A 14,573-nucleotide genomic window follows, 5' to 3' on the forward strand; every position below is an offset into this window, starting at 1 on the left:
AACTACTTCAGGATTGAGTTCCACAGGGGGGAGCTTCCGCCTCTCTTCGATTCGCGCCTCTTTGAAGTGGTCGATCGCGGTATGCACCCGTCGTGGGTGACGTCTGTCGAGTGGGATGGTTCGCTCACGATGGCCCCTGCTGCTTGGCAAGTACCCGATTTCTGGGAGAAGTTCATGGAACATTCCCCTGATGCGATCGAGATTTACGAGTCGGGTAGGGACTCGTTGATGTTGGGGCTGGAATAGCCGGAGGTTTAGGCGGCCTAATCAATACGGGGCCGACATCGCCGTTTCGGAGGCGGCTGTACCGGTTGCTTCGCGTGGCGGTGGTTCCAGTGCAGCGGCAGCCGAAGGCCACGGGGCGAAGGACGTCCAGCCGACCACGGGCATCGTCTCGTTGTAATGGGGAGCGAACTCCGCAGTGATGAGGGGTGGCATCCGATAGTCCTTGCCGCGGACATGCTCCGTGAACGCCTCGGGGAGTGCGACGTGGTGCGTCTCGACGTAGTGGGGGAGGTCCTGGCGCCAGAGCCAGGTGCCGTCGGTGAGCAGCGATGAGCAGCCCGGGGAGTGCCGGTGAGGGTCTCCGGTGATGACGTCGCGGCCGAATTCCATGACGTCGATGAGGTAGTGGCCGGCGTCGAGGTAGGCCACCAGGCTCGCCTCGTCCGGCTCGCCTGTGGGGCGGACGGCTTCGGGCAGGGAGCCGTTCGGTTGTCCGGCGCCGGGGCCGGCGTCGAGTTCGTCGTAGAAGCCCAGCAGTCCGAGCACCGGTGTCTCTCCTCCGTCGGCGGGTCGTCCAGAACGTAGTTCGTGGAGTGGGGAGTGGAGGGGCGCTCGCACGGGTGGTGGTTCGAGGTTTGCGTCACGCTGCGTGGCCGGATGTGCATAGGGTCGTCCGTGATGGCGCGCTTACGGGTGGTTACCGGCCTCGGGGTCTGCCGCGCGTCGAGTTCGTGTGGTGGCTGACGTCGATCTCGGAGGTGTGCGCGGTGGGTGCGGGCAGGAGCGGTGCGGACGGAGTGGACGGTCTCGACGGGTCCGGCTGGGAGCCGGACTTCGAGGATGACGACTCGGGGGCCGTCGTCGCGGCGCTGGGGCGGCAGATCAAGCTCTGGCGGACAGCGGCTGGGCTGAGTCAGGCCGAGTTGGGGGAGGCGATCGGCTACGGCGAGAACCAGGTCTACAAGGTGGAGGCCGGCAGCCGTATCCCCCGGCCGGAGTTCCTGGACCGGGCGGACGAGGTGCTGGGCGCGGGCGGCAGGATCGCCGCGATGAAGGAGGACATGGCGGAGGCGCGCTACCCGAAGAAGGTCCGGGGCGTGAAGAAGCTGGAGGACGAGGCCGTCGAGCTGCTGGCCTACAACAACTCCGTCATCGAGGGGCTGTTGCAGACCGAGGAGTACGCGGAGGCCGTGTTCGGCAACCGGCGACCGCCCTTCTCCGAGGAGGAGGTGGAGCGGAGGATGGCCGGGCGTACGGCGCGGAAGCAGATCCTCGGCTCACCGACCGCGCAGCCCGTCTTCAGCTTCGTTCAGTGCGAGGCCACCCTCCGCCGCGAGATCGGGGGCAGAATGGTGCTGCGGCGCCAGCTCGAACACCTCCTGGAGGTGGGGCAGTTGCGTAATGTGGATCTTCAGGTGCTGCCGCTGAACTGTGCGGAGAACTCGGGTCTCGGAGGGTCGTTCCGCCTGCTCAGGCTGAAGGAGGGGACTACGATCGCGCTGAACGAGATTCAGCTCCTCAGTCGCGTGATCTCCAACCCTCGGGAGGTCCAGCTCCTGGACATCCGCTACGGAGTACTCCGGGCGCAGGCACTCACTCCTCGGGATTCGCTGGCCTTCATCGAGAAACTGCTGGGAGAGACATGACCGTCAAGCCTTCCGCCGTAGACACCGCAAACCTGGCGTGGTTCAAGAGCAGCTACAGCACGGACGACGGCCCTTCGTGCGTCGAGGTCGCCGCCACCCCGCGCATCGTCCATGTCCGCGACTCCAAGGACGTACGGCTGCCCCCGCTCGGCTTCGCCGTCGCCGCGTGGGCCGACTTCGTCCCGTACGCCGTGGTGGACGTTCCGGAGGGGAAGCGCTGACCGTACGCGGTCGCATGCGGAGAGTGGTTGCGTGGGCGCCCTGGGTGGCGGCCCGGCGGCCCGATCCGGTGGCGGAGGTTCGCCGATCCGGAGGTGGGGTACGCTTTCCGGCCCGATTGGCCAGGGTCAAGGCGCCTATGGCACACTGTTCAGGTTGCTCGGTTGAGTGCCAATGCTGCGCGCCTCCCGCCGGGAGGACCGGAAGCGAGTCCCACAGTACTCGTCGTCTCCAACTGCCCTACGGGGCAGCGCTGGGGCCGGACGTACGGGAATCTTCCGGGAAGTGTCAGCGGGGTACCGGCCAGGCTCCCGGTGGCGGAACGCGATTGCCCGCGGTTCTCCCCGGTTCGCGGACGTTGGGCCCGCACCCCTGGCAGGGAAAATCCTTCGGGAGATTTTCATGGACGGGGACGCGACACGCCCGACCGCGTGGGTCGGAGAAGAGCCCGGAACCACCGGGTCCCAGAGCGTTACGAGAGACAGGACTACGAAGCAGCCATGGCGGGACAGAAGATCCGCATCCGGCTCAAGGCCTACGACCACGAGGTCATCGACTCCTCGGCGAAGAAGATCGTCGAGACGGTGACGCGTACTGGTGCGTCGGTCGCGGGCCCGGTGCCGCTGCCCACTGAGAAGAACGTGTACTGCGTCATCAAGTCGCCGCACAAGTACAAGGACTCGCGCGAGCACTTCGAGATGCGCACGCACAAGCGCCTGATCGACATCCTCGACCCGACGCCCAAGACCGTTGACTCGCTGATGCGCCTGGACCTTCCGGCCGGCGTTGACATCGAGATCAAGCTCTGAGAGGCGCGGAAGAGATGGCAAAGCAGATCAAGGGTGTCCTGGGCGAGAAGCTCGGCATGACCCAGGTCTGGGACGAGAACAACCGTGTCGTCCCGGTGACCGTGGTCAAGGCCGGACCCTGCGTCGTTACCCAGGTCCGTACGAATGACTCCGACGGCTACGAGTCGGTCCAGATCGCCTTCGGCGAGATCGACCCGCGCAAGGTGAACAAGCCCCTCAAGGGCCACTTCGCCAAGGCCGACGTGACCCCCCGCCGCCACCTGGTGGAGCTCCGCACCTCCGACGCCAGCGATTACACGCTCGGCCAGGAGATCACCGCCGCCACGTTCGAGTCCGGCGTCAAGGTTGACGTCACGGGCAAGAGCAAGGGCAAGGGCTTCGCCGGTGTCATGAAGCGTCACAACTTCAAGGGCCTCGGCGCCGGTCACGGCACCCAGCGCAAGCACCGCTCTCCCGGTTCCATCGGTGGCTGCGCCACCCCGGGCCGTGTGTTCAAGGGCCTCCGCATGGCGGGCCGTATGGGCAACGAGCGGGTCACCACCCAGAACCTGACCGTTCACGCCGTTGACGCGGAGAAGGGCCTGCTCCTGATCAAGGGCGCGGTTCCTGGTCCGAACGGCGGCCTCGTCCTGGTCCGTACCGCGGCCAAGGGGGCCTGAGGTAACTGATGAGCACCGTTGACATCCTTTCGCCGGCAGGCGACAAGGCCGGGACCGTCGAACTCCCCTCGGAGATCTTCGACGCCAAGGTCAGCATTCCGCTGATCCACCAGGTCGTTGTCGCCCAGCTGGCCGCTGCCCGACAGGGCACGCACAAGACCAAGACCCGCGGCGAAGTCCGTGGCGGTGGCAAGAAGCCGTACCGCCAGAAGGGCACCGGCCGCGCCCGTCAGGGTTCGACCCGCGCTCCGCAGTTCGCCGGTGGTGGCGTCGTCCACGGCCCCGTGCCGCGTGACTACTCGCAGCGGACCCCGAAGAAGATGAAGGCCGCCGCCCTGCGCGGTGCCCTCACCGACCGGGCCCGTCACTCTCGTATCCACGTCGTCTCCGGCCTGGTCGAGGACGCGGTGTCCACCAAGGCCGCGAAGACCCTGCTGGGCAAGATCAGCGAGCGGAAGAACGTGCTCCTGGTCGTCGAGCAGGCCGACGTGGCCGCGTGGCTCTCCGCCCGCAACCTGCCCCAGGTGCACATCCTGGCGCCGGGCCAGCTCAACACGTACGACGTGATCGTCTCCGACGACGTGGTCTTCACCCAGGCCGCTTTCGAGTCCTTCGTGTCTGGCCCCCAGAAGGCCGATGACAACGAGGGGAGCGAAGCCTGATGGCCGAGATCACCAGCAAGACCTTCCACGACCACCGCGACATTCTTGTCAAGCCGGTTGTGTCCGAGAAGAGCTACGCGCTGCTCGACGAGAACAAGTACACGTTCATCGTGGCGCCCACGGCCAACAAGACCCAGATCAAGCAGGCCGTGGAAGCGGTCTTCTCGGTCAAGGTCGCCGGGGTCAACACGATCAACCGCCAGGGCAAGCGCAAGCGCACCCGCACCGGTTTCGGTAAGCGCGCCAACACCAAGCGCGCCATCGTGACCCTCGCAGAGGGCGACCGTATCGACATCTTCGGCGGCCCGACCTCCTGACGGAGGTCGAGACGTCCAGGATCCGGAATTCTTCCGAGGACTGAGAGACAATGGGTATCCGCAAGTACAAGCCGACGACCCCGGGCCGTCGTGGCTCCAGCGTCGCCGACTTTGTCGAGATCACGCGGTCCACGCCGGAGAAGTCGCTGGTCCGCCCGCTGCACAGCAAGGGCGGCCGTAACAACGCCGGTCGTGTGACCGTTCGCCACCAGGGTGGTGGCCACAAGCGCGCCTACCGCGTGATCGACTTCCGTCGTCACGACAAGGACGGCGTGCCTGCCAAGGTCGCGCACATCGAGTACGACCCGAACCGCACCGCGCGCATCGCGCTGCTCCACTACGCGGACGGCGAGAAGCGCTACATCATCGCCCCCCGTGGCCTGGCGCAGGGCGCCCGTGTCGAGAACGGTCCGGCCGCCGACATCAAGCCCGGCAACAACCTGGCGCTGCGCAACATCCCGGTCGGTACGACCATCCACGCCATCGAGCTGCGGCCCGGCGGCGGCGCGAAGTTCGCCCGTTCCGCGGGTGCCTCCGTGCAGCTCCTGGCGAAGGAGGGCTCCATGGCCCACCTCCGCATGCCGTCCGGCGAGATCCGGCTGGTCGACGTCCGCTGCCGCGCCACCATCGGCGAGGTCGGCAACGCCGAGCAGTCGAACATCAACTGGGGCAAGGCCGGCCGTATGCGCTGGAAGGGCGTCCGCCCGACCGTCCGCGGTGTCGCGATGAACCCGGTCGACCACCCGCACGGTGGTGGTGAGGGCAAGACCTCCGGTGGTCGCCACCCGGTCAGCCCGTGGGGTCAGAAGGAGGGTCGTACTCGCTCGCCGAAGAAGGCAAGCAGCAAGTACATCGTCCGCCGCCGCAAGACGAACAAGAAGCGCTAGGAGCGGGTTTAGATGCCGCGCAGTCTCAAGAAGGGGCCCTTCGTCGACGGACACCTCATCAAGAAGGTGGACGTACAGAACGAGGCAGGCACCAAGAACGTCATCAAGACCTGGTCCCGTCGCTCGATGATCGTCCCGGCCATGCTCGGCCACACGATCGCGGTGCACAACGGCAAGATTCATGTCCCGGTGTTCGTCACCGAGTCCATGGTCGGCCACAAGCTCGGCGAGTTCTCGCCGACTCGCACCTTCCGCGGCCACGTCAAGGACGACCGGAAGTCGAAGCGCCGCTAGCGCGGGGTGACTGACTATGACTTACACCGAAGGGACAACCATGGAAGCCAGGGCCCAGGCGCGGTACATCCGCGTCACGCCCATGAAGGCCCGCCGCGTGGTGGACCTCATCCGTGGCATGGATGCCACGGAGGCTCAGGCGGTCCTGCGCTTCGCCCCGCAGGCCGCGAGCGTGCCGGTCGGCAAGGTGCTGGACAGCGCCATTGCCAACGCCGCGCACAACTACGACCACACCGACGCCAATTCGCTGGTCATCAGCGAGGCGTACGTGGACGAGGGTCCGACCCTGAAGCGGTTCCGGCCGCGCGCGCAGGGTCGTGCCTACCGGATCCGTAAGCGGACCAGCCACATCACCGTGGTCGTCAGCAGCAAGGAAGGAACCCGGTAATGGGCCAGAAGGTTAACCCGCATGGGTTCCGGCTCGGTATCACCACGGACTTCAAGTCCCGTTGGTATGCCGACAAGCTGTACAAGGACTACGTCAAGGAAGACGTTGCCATTCGTCGCATGATGACGAAGGGCATGGAGCGGGCCGGCATCTCCAAGGTGGAGATCGAGCGCACCCGTGACCGAGTCCGCGTCGACATCCACACCGCGCGTCCGGGCATCGTCATCGGCCGCCGCGGCGCCGAGGCCGACCGTATCCGCGGCGAGCTGGAGAAGCTGACCGGCAAGCAGGTCCAGCTCAACATCCTTGAGGTCAAGAACCCCGAGGTGGACGCTCAGCTCGTGGCCCAGGCCGTGGCCGAGCAGCTCTCCTCGCGTGTCTCCTTCCGTCGCGCCATGCGTAAGAGCATGCAGTCGACGATGAAGGCCGGCGCCAAGGGCATCAAGATCCAGTGCGGTGGCCGTCTCGGCGGCGCCGAGATGTCCCGCTCGGAGTTCTACCGCGAGGGCCGTGTGCCCCTGCACACGCTCCGTGCCAACGTCGACTACGGCTTCTTCGAGGCCAAGACGACCTTCGGCCGCATCGGTGTGAAGGTCTGGATCTACAAGGGCGACGTCAAGAACATCGCCGAGGTCCGCGCCGAGAACGCCGCGGCGCGCGCCGGCAACCGTCCCGCCCGCGGTGGCGGCAACGACCGTCCCGCCGGCCGTGGTGGCCGCGGTGGCGAGCGTGGCGGACGTGGCCGCAAGCCGCAGCAGAGCCCGGCAGCCGACGCCCCCAAGGCCGACGCCACCGCTGCTCCGGCCGCCGAGGCGACGACCTCTTCTACCGGCGGAACGGAGGCCTGACCGAAATGCTGATCCCCCGTAGGGTCAAGCACCGCAAGCAGCACCACCCCAAGCGCAGCGGTATGTCCAAGGGTGGAACGCAGGTTGCGTTCGGCGAGTACGGCATCCAGGCGCTGACCCCCGCGTACGTGACGAACCGGCAGATCGAGTCCGCTCGTATCGCCATGACGCGTCACATCAAGCGTGGCGGCAAGGTCTGGATCAACATCTACCCGGACCGTCCGCTCACGAAGAAGCCCGCCGAGACCCGCATGGGTTCCGGTAAGGGTTCCCCCGAGTGGTGGATCGCGAACGTCAAGCCGGGTCGCGTGATGTTCGAGCTGTCCTACCCGAACGAGAAGATTGCGCGTGAGGCGCTTACCCGCGCTGCTCACAAGCTTCCGATGAAGTGCCGGATCGTTCGGCGCGAGGCAGGTGAGTCGTGATGGCGGCCGTGACCAAGGCGTCCGAACTGCGCGAGCTGGGCAACGAGGAGCTTGTCGACAAGCTCCGCGAGGCCAAGGAAGAGCTGTTCAACCTCCGCTTCCAGGCGGCGACCGGTCAGCTCGAAAACCACGGGCGGCTGAAGCTCGTGCGCAAGGACATCGCGCGGATCTACACCCTGATGCGTGAGCGCGAGCTGGGCATCGAGACGGTGGAGAGCGCCTGATGACTGAGAACAACGTGACCGAGACCAAGGCCGCGCGCGGAGACCGCAAGACCCGTGAGGGTCTCGTCGTCAGCGACAAGATGGACAAGACCGTCGTCGTCGCTGTCGAGGACCGCGTCAAGCACGCTCTGTACGGCAAGGTCATCCGCCGTACGAACAAGCTCAAGGCCCACGACGAGCAGAACGCCGCCGGCATCGGCGACCGCGTCCTCCTGATGGAGACCCGGCCGCAGTCCGCCACGAAGCGGTGGCGCATCGTCGAGATCCTCGAGAAGGCCAAGTAACACCAGCAGGTCCCCCTCCGAGGGGGTTTCCCCTCGGAACAGTTCCGCCAGGCTCCGGGGGCCGCGCATCCACGGATGAGCGGTCCCCGGGGAACCGGCAGACGATCAGGAGATAGACGTGATCCAGCAGGAGTCGCGACTGCGCGTCGCCGACAACACGGGTGCGAAGGAAATTCTCACCATCCGTGTTCTCGGTGGCTCGGGTCGCCGCTACGCGGGCATCGGTGACGTCATCGTCGCCACCGTCAAGGACGCGATCCCCGGTGGCAACGTGAAGAAGGGTGACGTCGTCAAGGCGGTCATCGTTCGCACCGTCAAGGAGCGTCGTCGTCAGGACGGCTCGTACATCCGCTTCGACGAGAACGCCGCCGTCATTCTGAAGAACGACGGCGACCCTCGCGGCACCCGTATCTTCGGCCCGGTGGGCCGTGAGCTGCGCGAGAAGAAGTTCATGAAGATCATCTCGCTCGCGCCGGAGGTGCTGTAAGCATGAAGATCAAGAAGGGCGACCTGGTTCAGGTCATCACCGGTAAGGACAAGGGCAAGCAGGGCAAGGTCATCGTGGCCTTCCCCACGCAGGACCGTGTTCTCGTCGAGGGTGTCAACCGGGTCAAGAAGCACACCAAGGCCGGCCAGACGGCTCGCGGTTCGCAGACCGGTGGCATCGTGACCACCGAAGCCCCCATCCACGTGAGCAACGTTCAGCTCGTCGTGGAGAAGGACGGCAAGAAGGTCGTTACCCGCGTCGGCTACCGCTTTGACGACGAGGGCAACAAGATCCGCGTTGCCAAGCGGACCGGTGAGGACATCTGATGACTGCGACCACTACCGCGCCGCGTCTGAAGCTGCGCTACCGCGAGGAGATCGCCGGAAAGCTGCGTGAGGAGTTCTCGTACGAGAACGTCATGCAGATCCCCGGCCTCGTCAAGATCGTGGTCAACATGGGTGTGGGCGACGCCGCCCGCGACTCCAAGCTGATCGAGGGTGCCATCAAGGACCTCACCACGATCACCGGCCAGAAGCCGTCCGTCACCAAGGCCCGCAAGTCGATCGCGCAGTTCAAGCTGCGCGAGGGGCAGCCGATCGGCTGCCACGTCACCCTCCGCGGTGACCGCATGTGGGAGTTCCTGGACCGTACGCTGTCGCTCGCGCTGCCGCGTATCCGTGACTTCCGCGGCCTGTCGCCGAAGCAGTTCGACGGCCGTGGCAACTACACCTTCGGTCTCACGGAGCAGGTCATGTTCCACGAGATCGACCAGGACAAGATCGACCGGGTCCGGGGCATGGACATCACCGTGGTCACCACGGCGACCAACGACGACGAGGGTCGTGCCCTCCTTCGTCACCTCGGCTTCCCGTTCAAGGAGAACTGACCGTGGCGAAGAAGGCTCTGATCGCTAAGGCCGCCCGTAAGCCGAAGTTCGGCGTACGCGGTTACACCCGCTGCCAGCGCTGCGGCCGGCCCCACTCCGTCTACCGCAAGTTCGGCCTGTGCCGCGTGTGCCTTCGTGAGATGGCCCACCGTGGCGAGCTGCCGGGCGTGACCAAGAGCTCCTGGTAATCCCCTAAAAGGGATCAACCAGACGCTCTCGGTAAGCAATTTGGTTGGTGGGAGCCCTCCTCCACATGCCGTAGGCTTGTGGGGTTGGGCGCCCGCCGTCCATGACTGACTTACTACGCCGTAGGTCCCCGCACCGCACCCGTCCCGACTCTGATCGGGGAGAGGGATGGCGCATACAGGAAACCCCGGCGAGAGAGGCCGAAGGCCAATTTATGACCATGACTGATCCCATCGCAGACATGCTCACGCGTCTGCGTAACGCGAACTCGGCATACCACGACGACGTCGTGATGCCGCACAGCAAGATCAAGTCGCACATCGCGGAGATCCTCCAGCAGGAGGGCTTCATCACCGGCTGGAAGGTCGAGGACGCCGAGGTCGGCAAGAGCCTCGTCCTGGAGCTGAAGTTCGGCCCGAACCGCGAGCGTTCGATCGCCGGCATCAAGCGCATCTCCAAGCCGGGTCTGCGCGTGTACGCGAAGTCCACCAACCTGCCGAAGGTCCTCGGCGGCCTGGGCGTGGCGATCATCTCCACGTCCCACGGTCTCCTGACCGGCCAGCAGGCAGGCAAGAAGGGCGTAGGTGGGGAAGTCCTCGCCTACGTCTGGTAGTCGGGAACGGAGGAAAAGCTCATGTCGCGAATCGGCAAGCTCCCCATCCAGGTTCCCGCCGGTGTGGACGTCACCATCGATGGCCGCACGGTAGCGGTGAAGGGCCCCAAGGGCTCCCTCTCGCACACCGTCGCCGCGCCGATCGAGGTCACCAAGGGCGAGGACGGCACCCTCTCGGTGCTGCGCCCCAACGACGAGCGTCAGAACAAGGCCCTGCACGGCCTGTCCCGCACGCTGGTGGCGAACATGATCACCGGTGTGACCCAGGGATACATCAAGGCGCTCGAAATCAGCGGTGTCGGTTACCGCGTCCAGGCGAAGGGCTCCAACCTGGAGTTCGCCCTGGGCTACAGCCACCCGATCCTCATCGAGGCCCCCGAGGGCATCACCTTCAAGGTCGAGAACCCGACGAAGTTCACGGTCGAGGGGATCGACAAGCAGAAGGTCGGCGAGGTCGCCGCTAAAATCCGCAAGCTGCGGAAGCCCGACCCGTACAAGGCCAAGGGCGTCAAGTACGCGGGCGAGGTCATCCGCCGCAAGGTCGGAAAGGCGGGTAAGTAAGCCATGGCATACGGTGTAAAGATCGCCAAGGGTGACGCGTACAAGCGCGCCGCCATCAAGCGCCGCCACATCCGCGTGCGCAAGCACGTCTCCGGCACGCCGGAGCGTCCTCGCCTCGTCGTGACGCGCTCCAACCGCAACATCGTCGCTCAGGTCATCGACGACATCGCGGGCCACACGCTCGCTTCGGCGTCGACCCTGGACACCTCGATCCGCGGCGGCGAGGGCGACAAGAGCGCCCAGGCCCAGCGGGTCGGCGCCCTGGTCGCCGAGCGCGCCAAGGCCGCGGGTGTCGAGGCCGTCGTGTTCGACCGTGGTGGCAACAGGTACGCCGGGCGCATTGCCGCTCTGGCTGACGCCGCCCGCGAAGCCGGGCTGAAGTTCTAGGCCCCGGTTCCGGGACTAACGGACGTAACAGAGAGAGGTAAATCCAATGGCTGGACCCCAGCGCCGCGGAAGCGGTGCCGGTGGCGGCGAGCGGCGGGACCGGAAGGGTCGCGACGGTGGCGCTGCCGCCGAGAAGACCGCTTACGTTGAGCGCGTCGTCGCGATCAACCGTGTCGCCAAGGTTGTGAAGGGTGGTCGTCGCTTCAGCTTCACCGCGCTGGTCGTGGTGGGCGACGGTGACGGCACCGTAGGTGTCGGTTACGGCAAGGCCAAGGAGGTGCCGGCCGCCATCGCCAAGGGTGTTGAGGAGGCCAAGAAGCACTTCTTCAAGGTCCCCCGTATCCAGGGCACCATCCCTCACCCGATCCAGGGCGAGAAGGCGGCGGGCGTCGTCCTGCTCAAGCCGGCTTCCCCCGGTACCGGCGTTATCGCCGGTGGCCCGGTGCGTGCCGTGCTGGAGTGCGCGGGCGTGCACGACATCCTGTCGAAGTCGCTCGGCTCGTCGAACCCGATCAACATCGTGCACGCGACGGTGGCGGCCCTCCAGGGTCTGCAGCGTCCCGAGGAGATCGCGGCTCGCCGTGGTCTGCCCCTTGAGGACGTCGCCCCGGCCGCTCTGCTCCGTGCGCGTGCGGGAGCGGGTGCGTAATGGCCCGTCTCAAGATCACGCAGACGAAGTCGTACATCGGCAGCAAGCAGAACCACCGTGACACGCTGCGTTCGCTCGGGCTGAAGCGCCTGCACGACGTGGTCGTCAAGGAGGACCGTCCCGAGTTCCGCGGCATGGCCAACACCGTGCGGCACCTCGTCACGGTCGAGGAGGTCGACTGACATGGCCGAGAACAACGGCCCGCTGAAGGCCCACAACCTCCGTCCTGCCCCGGGCGCCAAGACCGCCAAGACCCGTGTGGGTCGTGGTGAGGCGTCCAAGGGTAAGACCGCAGGTCGTGGTACCAAGGGCACCAAGGCCCGTTACCAGGTTCCGGAGCGCTTCGAGGGCGGGCAGATGCCCCTCCACATGCGCCTCCCGAAGCTGAAGGGCTTCAAGAACCCGTTCCGCACCGAGTACCAGGTCGTGAACCTGGACAAGCTCTCCGCTCTCTACCCCGAGGGCGGCGAGGTCACGGTGGCCGACCTGGTCACCAAGGGTGCGGTGCGCAAGAACAGCCTCGTCAAGGTCCTGGGCCAGGGCGAGATCACCGTGGCGCTGCAGGTTTCGGTTGACGCCGTCTCCGGCTCCGCCAAGGAGAAGATCGCCGCCGCCGGCGGCACCGTCACCGAGCTTGTCTGAGACAACTCGATGGCCTGAACACCCGACCGGGGATGCCTCTTCCATGAGGCATCCCCGGTTGGTCGTTCCTAGGGGGGCACTGTCGCCGGTAAGGTGGCGTGCATTGTTGCTGTACGAAGCCGGGGGTTCGCTCCCCGGACCCGGGGCTCGCGCTCCGGGACCCGCTCGTTCCGTATCCGTCGATCCTCAATACCGTCACCTCTGACGCAGTAGCGCGGGGGTCGCAGGAGGCACCGTGCTCACCGCGTTCGCCCGGGCGTTCAAGACGCCCGACCTGCGCAAGAAGCTGCTCTTCACACTCGGCATCATCGTGCTGTACCGGCTCGGGGCGCATGTGCCCGTGCCCGGCGTCAGCTACGCGAATGTCCAGATCTGTGTCGACGCGGCCCAGAAGGGCAACAACAGCCTGTTCGGCTTGGTGAACATGTTCAGCGGCGGGGCGCTGCTGCAGATCACGATCTTCGCGCTCGGCATCATGCCGTACATCACCGCGAGCATCATTCTGCAGCTCCTGACCGTGGTCATCCCCCGGCTGGAGGCTCTCAAGAAAGAGGGCTCTTCCGGCCAGGCCAAGATCACGCAGTACACCCGCTATCTGACCGTCGCCCTCGCCGTGCTCCAGGGCACCGGACTGGTGGCCACCGCACGCAGCGGCGCGCTGTTCAGCGGCTGCCCGGTGGCGTCGCAGATCGTCCCCGACCAGTCGATCTTCGTCACCGTCGTCATGGTGATCACCATGACCGCCGGCACCGCCGCCGTCATGTGGCTCGGTGAGCTGATCACCGACAAGGGCATCGGCAACGGCATGTCCATCCTCATGTTCATCTCGATCGCCGCGGGCTTCCCCGGCGCGCTGTGGGCCATCAAGCAGAGCGGCGAGCTCGCGGACGGCTGGATCGAGTTCGGCACGGTCATCCTGATCGGCTTCGTGATGGTCGGCCTCGTCGTCTTCGTCGAGCAGGCCCAGCGCCGTATCCCCGTGCAGTACGCGAAGCGCATGATCGGCCGCCGGTCGTACGGCGGTACGTCGACGTACATCCCGCTGAAGGTGAACCAGGCGGGTGTGATCCCCGTCATCTTCGCGTCGTCGCTGCTCTACATCCCGGCTCTGGTCGCGCAGTTCTCCAGCGGGAACTCGGCGTGGAAGACCTGGATCGAGGCCCACTTCGTCAAGGGCGACCACCCGTACTACATCGCGACGTACTTCCTGTTGATCGTCTTCTTCGCCTTCTTCTATGTGGCGATCTCGTTCAACCCCGAAGAAGTCGCCGACAACATGAAGAAGTATGGTGGGTTCATCCCGGGTATCCGGGCAGGCCGGCCCACGGCCGAGTACCTGAGCTACGTGCTCAACAGGATCACTTGGCCGGGCTCGCTGTACCTGGGGCTGATTGCTCTCGTACCGACGATGGCGTTGGCGGGCTTCGGTGGTGCCAACCAGAACTTCCCGTTCGGCGGGACGAGCATCCTGATCATCGTGGGTGTGGGGCTGGAGACCGTCAAGCAGATCGAGAGCCAGCTTCAGCAGCGCAATTACGAAGGGTTCCTCCGCTGATGCGAATCGTCCTCGTCGGACCGCCCGGTGCCGGCAAGGGAACGCAGGCTGCGTACCTTGCCAAGAACCTGTCGATCCCGCACATCTCCACGGGCGACCTGTTCCGCGCCAACATCAGCCAGGGCACCGACCTCGGCAAACAGGCGAAGGCGTTCATGGACGCGGGGAATCTCGTGCCCGACGAGGTCACCATCGCGATGGCGCAGGACCGCATGGCCCAGCCGGACGCCGAGAACGGCTTCCTGCTGGACGGCTTCCCGCGCAATGTGTCGCAGGCGAAGGCGCTCGACAAGGCGCTCACGACGGACGGCGTGCACCTCGACGCCGTACTGGACCTGGAGGTCCCCGAGGAGGAGGTCGTGAAGCGGATCGCCGGCCGGCGCATCTGCCGCAACGACAGCGCGCACGTCTTCCACGTGACGTACAGCCCGCCGAAGCAGGAAGGTGTCTGCGACGTCTGCGGCGGCGAGCTGTACCAGCGGGACGACGACTCCGAGGAGACCGTACGGACGCGGCTTGAGGTCTACCACACGCAGACCGAGCCGATCATCGACCACTACCGGGCGCAGAGCCTGGTCGTGACGATCTCGGCGCTCGGCAAGGTCACCGAGGTGACCGAGCGTGCGATGGCGGCCCTGGAGCGCGACCCGGCCTCGCAGGCGTAGCTTCAGCAGTCAGCAGTACGGCCGTGGTGTCCCCTGGGCACCACGGCCGTACTGT

The 14,573-nt window shown here is 66.0% G+C and carries 26 protein-coding genes; 25 read left to right on the forward strand and 1 reads right to left on the reverse strand.

Features of this window, described 5'->3' with window-relative positions:
* Positions 1–267: 267 nt before the first annotated feature.
* Entirely contained in the window at positions 268–771 is a 504-nt protein-coding gene (locus tag ACIBJC_RS10420; protein ID WP_399290282.1) for a hypothetical protein, read from the reverse strand.
* Positions 772–992: 221 nt separating this feature from the next.
* Between ACIBJC_RS10420 and ACIBJC_RS10425 the strand changes: the two genes are divergently transcribed.
* The 25 genes from ACIBJC_RS10425 to ACIBJC_RS10545 all read left to right on the forward strand — a co-directional run bounded on the left by ACIBJC_RS10425 (position 993) and on the right by ACIBJC_RS10545 (position 14,518).
* Positions 993–1,871 carry a helix-turn-helix domain-containing protein gene (locus ACIBJC_RS10425; RefSeq protein WP_399290284.1) on the forward strand — a complete coding sequence of 293 codons (879 nt, stop codon included), beginning with the start codon at positions 993–995 and terminating at the stop codon, positions 1,869–1,871.
* Positions 1,868–2,092: a DUF397 domain-containing protein gene (locus tag ACIBJC_RS10430; RefSeq protein ID WP_399290286.1), complete on the forward strand. Its 225-nt coding sequence runs from the start codon at positions 1,868–1,870 to the stop codon at positions 2,090–2,092. Before ACIBJC_RS10425 ends, ACIBJC_RS10430 begins: the two co-directional genes overlap by 4 nt.
* Before the next feature lie 498 nt (positions 2,093–2,590).
* The gene (rpsJ, locus tag ACIBJC_RS10435) at positions 2,591–2,899 is read left to right on the forward strand and encodes a 30S ribosomal protein S10 (RefSeq protein WP_003948644.1); all 309 of its coding nucleotides are present in this window, start codon (positions 2,591–2,593) and stop codon (positions 2,897–2,899) included.
* A gap of 14 nt (positions 2,900–2,913) precedes the next feature.
* The gene (rplC, locus tag ACIBJC_RS10440) at positions 2,914–3,558 is read left to right on the forward strand and encodes a 50S ribosomal protein L3 (protein WP_399290288.1); all 645 of its coding nucleotides are present in this window, start codon (positions 2,914–2,916) and stop codon (positions 3,556–3,558) included.
* 8 nt (positions 3,559–3,566) lie between these two features.
* Complete coding sequence (gene rplD / locus ACIBJC_RS10445) at positions 3,567–4,220, forward strand: 50S ribosomal protein L4 (RefSeq protein ID WP_399290290.1); 654 nt, start codon at positions 3,567–3,569, stop codon at positions 4,218–4,220.
* On the forward strand, positions 4,220–4,537 hold the full coding sequence (gene rplW / locus ACIBJC_RS10450) for a 50S ribosomal protein L23 (protein ID WP_249948333.1): 318 nt from the start codon (positions 4,220–4,222) through the stop codon (positions 4,535–4,537). Before rplD ends, rplW begins: the two co-directional genes overlap by 1 nt.
* A 50-nt stretch (positions 4,538–4,587) precedes the next feature.
* Complete coding sequence (rplB, locus tag ACIBJC_RS10455) at positions 4,588–5,424, forward strand: 50S ribosomal protein L2 (RefSeq protein ID WP_129770859.1); 837 nt, start codon at positions 4,588–4,590, stop codon at positions 5,422–5,424.
* Positions 5,425–5,436: 12 nt separating this feature from the next.
* On the forward strand, positions 5,437–5,718 hold the full coding sequence (rpsS, locus tag ACIBJC_RS10460) for a 30S ribosomal protein S19 (RefSeq protein ID WP_003966956.1): 282 nt from the start codon (positions 5,437–5,439) through the stop codon (positions 5,716–5,718).
* A 40-nt stretch (positions 5,719–5,758) separates the two neighbouring features.
* Positions 5,759–6,106, forward strand: coding sequence for a 50S ribosomal protein L22 (gene rplV, locus ACIBJC_RS10465; RefSeq protein WP_026249422.1), 348 nt, complete (start codon positions 5,759–5,761; stop codon positions 6,104–6,106).
* Complete coding sequence (gene rpsC, locus ACIBJC_RS10470; protein ID WP_399290293.1) at positions 6,106–6,954, forward strand: 30S ribosomal protein S3; 849 nt, start codon at positions 6,106–6,108, stop codon at positions 6,952–6,954. The genes rplV and rpsC overlap by 1 nt, the downstream gene beginning before the upstream one ends.
* A 5-nt stretch (positions 6,955–6,959) precedes the next feature.
* Positions 6,960–7,379 (forward strand): 50S ribosomal protein L16, encoded by a 420-nt coding sequence (gene rplP, locus ACIBJC_RS10475; RefSeq protein ID WP_003966953.1) that lies wholly within the window; start codon positions 6,960–6,962, stop codon positions 7,377–7,379.
* On the forward strand, positions 7,379–7,603 hold the full coding sequence (rpmC, locus tag ACIBJC_RS10480) for a 50S ribosomal protein L29 (protein WP_031230018.1): 225 nt from the start codon (positions 7,379–7,381) through the stop codon (positions 7,601–7,603). Before rplP ends, rpmC begins: the two co-directional genes overlap by 1 nt.
* The gene (gene rpsQ / locus ACIBJC_RS10485; protein WP_399290295.1) at positions 7,603–7,887 is read left to right on the forward strand and encodes a 30S ribosomal protein S17; all 285 of its coding nucleotides are present in this window, start codon (positions 7,603–7,605) and stop codon (positions 7,885–7,887) included. The genes rpmC and rpsQ overlap by 1 nt, the downstream gene beginning before the upstream one ends.
* A 118-nt stretch (positions 7,888–8,005) precedes the next feature.
* Positions 8,006–8,374, forward strand: coding sequence for a 50S ribosomal protein L14 (gene rplN / locus ACIBJC_RS10490; RefSeq protein ID WP_003966950.1), 369 nt, complete (start codon positions 8,006–8,008; stop codon positions 8,372–8,374).
* A 2-nt stretch (positions 8,375–8,376) separates the two neighbouring features.
* Positions 8,377–8,700 carry a 50S ribosomal protein L24 gene (gene rplX / locus ACIBJC_RS10495; protein ID WP_329828619.1) on the forward strand — a complete coding sequence of 108 codons (324 nt, stop codon included), beginning with the start codon at positions 8,377–8,379 and terminating at the stop codon, positions 8,698–8,700.
* Positions 8,700–9,260 carry a 50S ribosomal protein L5 gene (rplE, locus tag ACIBJC_RS10500; protein ID WP_030351443.1) on the forward strand — a complete coding sequence of 187 codons (561 nt, stop codon included), beginning with the start codon at positions 8,700–8,702 and terminating at the stop codon, positions 9,258–9,260. Before rplX ends, rplE begins: the two co-directional genes overlap by 1 nt.
* Positions 9,261–9,262: 2 nt before the next feature.
* Positions 9,263–9,448 carry a type Z 30S ribosomal protein S14 gene (locus ACIBJC_RS10505; RefSeq protein WP_003948630.1) on the forward strand — a complete coding sequence of 62 codons (186 nt, stop codon included), beginning with the start codon at positions 9,263–9,265 and terminating at the stop codon, positions 9,446–9,448.
* 212 nt (positions 9,449–9,660) lie between these two features.
* Positions 9,661–10,059 (forward strand): 30S ribosomal protein S8, encoded by a 399-nt coding sequence (rpsH, locus tag ACIBJC_RS10510; protein WP_399290298.1) that lies wholly within the window; start codon positions 9,661–9,663, stop codon positions 10,057–10,059.
* Between the two features lie 21 nt (positions 10,060–10,080).
* Positions 10,081–10,620 (forward strand): 50S ribosomal protein L6, encoded by a 540-nt coding sequence (gene rplF / locus ACIBJC_RS10515; RefSeq protein ID WP_399290300.1) that lies wholly within the window; start codon positions 10,081–10,083, stop codon positions 10,618–10,620.
* Positions 10,621–10,623: 3 nt separating this feature from the next.
* Positions 10,624–11,007 (forward strand): 50S ribosomal protein L18, encoded by a 384-nt coding sequence (gene rplR / locus ACIBJC_RS10520; RefSeq protein WP_384925258.1) that lies wholly within the window; start codon positions 10,624–10,626, stop codon positions 11,005–11,007.
* Between the two features lie 46 nt (positions 11,008–11,053).
* On the forward strand, positions 11,054–11,656 hold the full coding sequence (rpsE, locus tag ACIBJC_RS10525) for a 30S ribosomal protein S5 (RefSeq protein WP_023539330.1): 603 nt from the start codon (positions 11,054–11,056) through the stop codon (positions 11,654–11,656).
* The gene (rpmD, locus tag ACIBJC_RS10530) at positions 11,656–11,838 is read left to right on the forward strand and encodes a 50S ribosomal protein L30 (RefSeq protein WP_024491595.1); all 183 of its coding nucleotides are present in this window, start codon (positions 11,656–11,658) and stop codon (positions 11,836–11,838) included. Before rpsE ends, rpmD begins: the two co-directional genes overlap by 1 nt.
* A 1-nt stretch (position 11,839) precedes the next feature.
* Positions 11,840–12,298: a 50S ribosomal protein L15 gene (gene rplO, locus ACIBJC_RS10535; RefSeq protein WP_329828621.1), complete on the forward strand. Its 459-nt coding sequence runs from the start codon at positions 11,840–11,842 to the stop codon at positions 12,296–12,298.
* Positions 12,299–12,533: 235 nt separating this feature from the next.
* Positions 12,534–13,853, forward strand: a complete 1,320-nt coding sequence (secY, locus tag ACIBJC_RS10540) for a preprotein translocase subunit SecY (RefSeq protein ID WP_384925264.1) — start codon at positions 12,534–12,536, stop codon at positions 13,851–13,853.
* Positions 13,853–14,518, forward strand: a complete 666-nt coding sequence (locus tag ACIBJC_RS10545; protein WP_399290303.1) for an adenylate kinase — start codon at positions 13,853–13,855, stop codon at positions 14,516–14,518. Before secY ends, ACIBJC_RS10545 begins: the two co-directional genes overlap by 1 nt.
* Positions 14,519–14,573: the final 55 nt, after the last annotated feature.

Source organism: Streptomyces sp. NPDC050509, assembly GCF_044457965.1.
GTDB lineage: Bacteria > Actinomycetota > Actinomycetes > Streptomycetales > Streptomycetaceae > Streptomyces.